2 protein-coding genes, 2 tRNA genes and 1 pseudogene are annotated in these 4325 nt (G+C 65.3%); 3 read left to right on the plus strand and 2 right to left on the minus strand.

The window, feature by feature from the left end; genetic code table 11:
* The coding region (locus tag QOI01_RS18575) for a helicase HerA-like domain-containing protein (protein WP_526383488.1) at window positions 1–1451 on the minus strand (1451 nt) is incomplete at its 3' end.
* An 82-nt stretch (window positions 1452–1533) separates the two neighbouring features.
* On the opposite strand from QOI01_RS18575, the gene orn reads away from it, so the two are divergent.
* Window positions 1534–2181: an oligoribonuclease gene (orn, locus tag QOI01_RS18580; RefSeq protein ID WP_526383490.1), complete on the plus strand. Its 648-nt coding sequence runs from the start codon at window positions 1534–1536 to the stop codon at window positions 2179–2181.
* A gap of 42 nt (window positions 2182–2223) precedes the next feature.
* Window positions 2224–2296: transfer RNA gene (locus QOI01_RS18585), tRNA-His, on the plus strand.
* Window positions 2297–2536: 240 nt separating this feature from the next.
* Here the strand turns inward: QOI01_RS18585 and QOI01_RS18590 are convergent.
* Window positions 2537–3760, minus strand: a pseudogene (locus QOI01_RS18590) (Ig-like domain-containing protein).
* Window positions 3761–3920: 160 nt separating this feature from the next.
* Here QOI01_RS18590 and QOI01_RS18595 point away from each other — a divergent pair.
* Window positions 3921–3996 (plus strand) — tRNA-Lys (locus QOI01_RS18595).
* Window positions 3997–4325: the final 329 nt, after the last annotated feature.

Below are 4325 nucleotides of genomic sequence, written 5' to 3' on the forward strand. Positions count from 1 at the left end.
CCCTCGGGTTCCGGCATCGAGATTCGACCCTTCCCCGATGCGCTCGCCAGTCCACCACCCCCGCTCACCGGGGGCGGCAGTGCCTCGGGCGGCGCCAACTTGGCGTTGAGTCGCTCATAGGCAGATTCGCGGTCGATCGTCTGGCCGTACTCGGCCTGCAACGGCGACGCCTTGGCCGCCGCGCTGATCGCCTCGTCGCCGATGGTGCCCATCAGCGAGCGCGGGGCGCGCATCCTGGTCCATGCCACCGGCGTCGGAGCCCCGGTCTCCGAGAGCACGGTCACGATCGCCTCGCCGATGCCCAGCGACGTCAGTGCCGACTCCAGGTCATAGACGGTGGTCTTCGGGTAGGTCCGCACCGTCTTGGTCAGAGCCTTCTGGTCGTCGGGAGTGAAAGCCCGCAGCGCGTGCTGGACTCGGGCACCCAACTGGGACAACACGTTGTTGGGTACGTCGGTAGGCAACTGGGTGCAGAAGAAGACCCCGACGCCCTTCGACCGGATCAGCTTGACGGTCTGCTCCACCTGATCGAGGAACGCCTTCGACGCGTCGGTGAAGAGAAGGTGCGCCTCGTCGAAGAAGAACACCAGCTTGGGTTTGTCGACGTCACCGATCTCGGGCAGCGTGGTGAAGAGGTCCGCCAGCACCCACATCAGGAACGTCGAGAACATCACCGGCCGGGCCGCCTGCGCGCCCAACTCCAACAGGGTGATGACTCCGCGGCCCTGCGAGTCGAACCGCATCAGATCCTTGGGCTCGAGTTCGGGCTCGCCGAAGAAGGTGTCGGCGCCCTCGGCCTCGAGGTTGATCAGCGCGCGCAGGATCACGCCCGCGGTGGTCGGCGACACCGCACCCAGCGCCTTGAGTTCGGGCTTGCCCTCGTCGCTGGTGAGGAACTGGATGACGGCGCGCAAATCCTTGATGTCGAGAAGCAGCTGACCCTGCTGGTCGGCCCAGTGGAAGATCAGGCCCAGCGTGGACTCCTGAGTGGCGTTGAGCCCCAACACCTTCGACAACAGGATGGGTCCGAAGCTGGTGATGGTGGCACGCACCGGCACCCCAACGCCCTCGGTGCCCAACGACAGGAACTCGACGGGGAAGGCGGTCGGCGTCCAACTGTCGCCCGTGTCGGTCGCGCGCTGAGTGGTCCTGTCTCCCGGGGTACCCGGCCAGGCGAGGCCGGACAGATCGCCCTTGACGTCGGCCATCACCACCGGCACTCCGGCTGCCGACAGCTGTTCGGCGAGTACCTGCAGCGACTTCGTCTTGCCGGTACCCGTGGCTCCCGCCACGAGACCGTGCCGGTTGACCGTGGCCAGCGGGATCCGGACCAGTGCGCTCGGGTCGACGGCGCCGTCGACGACGACGGTGCCGAGTTCGAGCGCCTGTCCGTCGACGGCATAACCAGCAGCGATCTGCTGCGCGGGGATGGCTGTCGATTCTGAAGTCATGCGAGCCGACATTACTGGTCGAGGTCCGGTCCAGGTAGGTATGGGCCACTCGCGTCGGGCTGTGCGAATACTCTTGACCGCTGTGCGTGACGAACTGGTATGGATTGACTGCGAGATGACGGGGCTCGACCTCCGATCGGATCGACTCATCGAGATCGCGGTGCTGGTCACCGATGCGGAACTCAACCTCCTCGGCGACGGCCTCGACGTGGTGATCCATGCCGACGACGCGGCGCTCGACGGCATGGTCGACGTCGTCGCGACGATGCACCGCAAGTCAGGGCTGACCGAAGAGGTGCGCGCGTCGGCCATCGACGTGCCCACTGCGGAGAAGCTGGTGCTCGACTACATCCGCGGTCACGTCAAGCAGGCCAAGACCGCTCCGCTGGCGGGCAACTCGATCGCCACCGACCGCGGGTTCATCGCCCGGGACATGCCAGCCCTGGACGACTACCTGCATTACCGCATGATCGACGTCAGCTCGATCAAGGAGTTGTGTCGGCGCTGGTATCCGCGCATCTACTTCGGGCAGCCGGAGAAGGGTCTGGCGCACCGGGCGCTTGCCGACATCCACGAGTCGATCAAGGAACTCAAGTACTACCGGCGCACGGCTTTCGTCACGCCACCCGGCCCCGCGACCAGCGACATCGCCGCGGTGGCCGCCGAACTTGGACCCTCCTCGGAAGGTGCGGCGGCAATCAATTCGTTCCCGGACGGTTCTAACGGCTAAGATCGACGACGCCGCAGTGCCCGAACGGGTTCGACGGCTTTGGTGGCTGTAGTTCAGCTGGTAGAGCACCAGGTTGTGATCCTGGAAGTCGCGGGTTCGAGCCCCGTCAGCCACCCCGCAGGTCGGAGGGCGTTTTCGCCCTCCGACCCTTTGCTTTTGGACCTCTTGGCGCCGCGCGTTGGACGCGCCATGTAAACCGACTGATGAAGATGCCTTCGTGGAAAGATGGCGCCGCGTCCCTCGGGTCCGCCGATCAGGGGGCTGCCGCTCCTCGGTGTACCCGACATCGTGCCGCTCCCCGGCCCGATTCGGGCTGCTTCGCGAGAACGCAACCAGCCGACCGACTTAAACGTGCTTAGACGTTGGCGTTGCCGGCTTTCCACTGATCCCATGGAACGTTCCAGTCGCCGAGGCCGTCGGTGCCGGGCAGCACGGATCCGACGGTGTTCACGACGTCGACGATGTCGCCGCGCTTGGTGTTCTCGTAGAACCACTGCGCGTTGCTGGTGCTGACGTTCACGCAACCGTGGCTGACATTGCTATACCCCTGGCTGCCGACCGACCACGGCGCAGCATGCACGTAGATGCCGCTATACGACATCTGCGTCGCGTAGTCGACCTCGGTGCGATATCCGTTGGGCGAGTTCGACGGAACGCCGTACGTCGACGAGTCCATGACCATGTGCGACAGCCGATCACCGATGATGTAGGTGCCGTTGCTGGTCGGCGTGCTGCTCTTGCCCATCGAGATGGGCATGGTCTTGACGACTTCACCATTGCGACGGACGGTCAGAGTCTTCGTGTCGTCGTCTGCGGTCGCGATGACCCGTCACCGATCGTGAAGTGGGTGGTGACGTTCTCCTGGCCGAACAACCCGTCGCCGAGATCGGAGCCGTACGTGTTGACCGCCACGTCGACCGTTGTGCCGGGCCTCCAGTAAGCCTGTGGGCGCCAACGCACTTCGCGGTTGCTGAGCCAGTAGAACGCGCCCTCGACCGGAGGATTGGTGGTGACGGTGATCGCCTTCTCCGCGGCGAGGCGGTTCGGGATGTTCTCGTCGAAACGGATCGCGACGGGCTGCCCGATGCCGACGACCTCACCGTCACTGGGCAGCAGGTAGGGCATCGTCAGGTTCTCGGGCGAATGCGTCTGGAACGTCATCGACCGGCTCGTCACACCGCCAAGGCCGAGGGACTGCGCGCTGAGCGTGTACTTCATTGTTGTAGCCGAGCGGCTCGGTGGTGGTCCACCGCAGGCCGTCCGGGCTGAGCCGGCCAGCGACCGTCGCGCCGTCCCCGTTGGTCATGGTGATGGCCCCGAGAACGCCGTCCTCTGCGCTGACCGTCACCGGCGCGTCAACCGTCACGCCGACGGCACCGTCGGTCACCGACGCAGTGAGCTTGGGGACCAGGAGGTCACCGTAGGGCGTTCCCTTGCCGGTGATCGTCTGCGGGTGCGGCGGCGCAGCCGGAGTGCCGTCGCACGCACCGACGCCGAGCACGAGGGCAGGCGTCACCAGCACGGCCAGCAGCAAGTTCCGCGTCCGCCGCGGACGGGTCACCGCTCGGAGCTGCCACATGCTGGTACACCTCTCCACAAAGCGTTCACACGGGATTCACAACTACTTGCCAGCAGTCTAAGGGGATCCGCGGACAGGGGCGTTTCTGCTCAGCACCTTGCCGTGCTTCGGACATTCGGATTTCACCCTGCACCCCGAGGGCTGTTATCGTCTTCCACGCGCGCCGTTAGCTCAGTTGGTAGAGCAGCTGACTCTTAATCAGCGGGTCCGGGGTTCGAAACCCTGACGGCGCACCACGCAACATGGCTTCCCGGAGCCGTCTGCACACCGGATCGGGTCGGGGACGGCCCCATCCTTCATCTCTGAGGCACACCCCTCCGCTCGTTCTCGACGCTGCGCAGGGTCGTGCCCGGCCGGGTCTGCAGTCGTCGCCGAACTCCCGTGACACAGTGTTCGACGCTCATGGCCGTTCTCCTCGATCAAATTCCCGGACTGCCGAAAATGGCGATGCCTCGACCCGTCCGTCCGTTGCCGTCGCAGAAAAGCCGGCGACGTCGGTGCAATGACCAGTGCACTGCCACCTATTCCCCACTAGTCATGAATAGGCTGGTCCCGCCGCGACAGA

The sequence above is a fragment of the Mycobacterium sp. genome (genome assembly GCF_032162605.1).
Taxonomy (GTDB): Bacteria; Actinomycetota; Actinomycetes; order Mycobacteriales; family Mycobacteriaceae; genus Mycobacterium.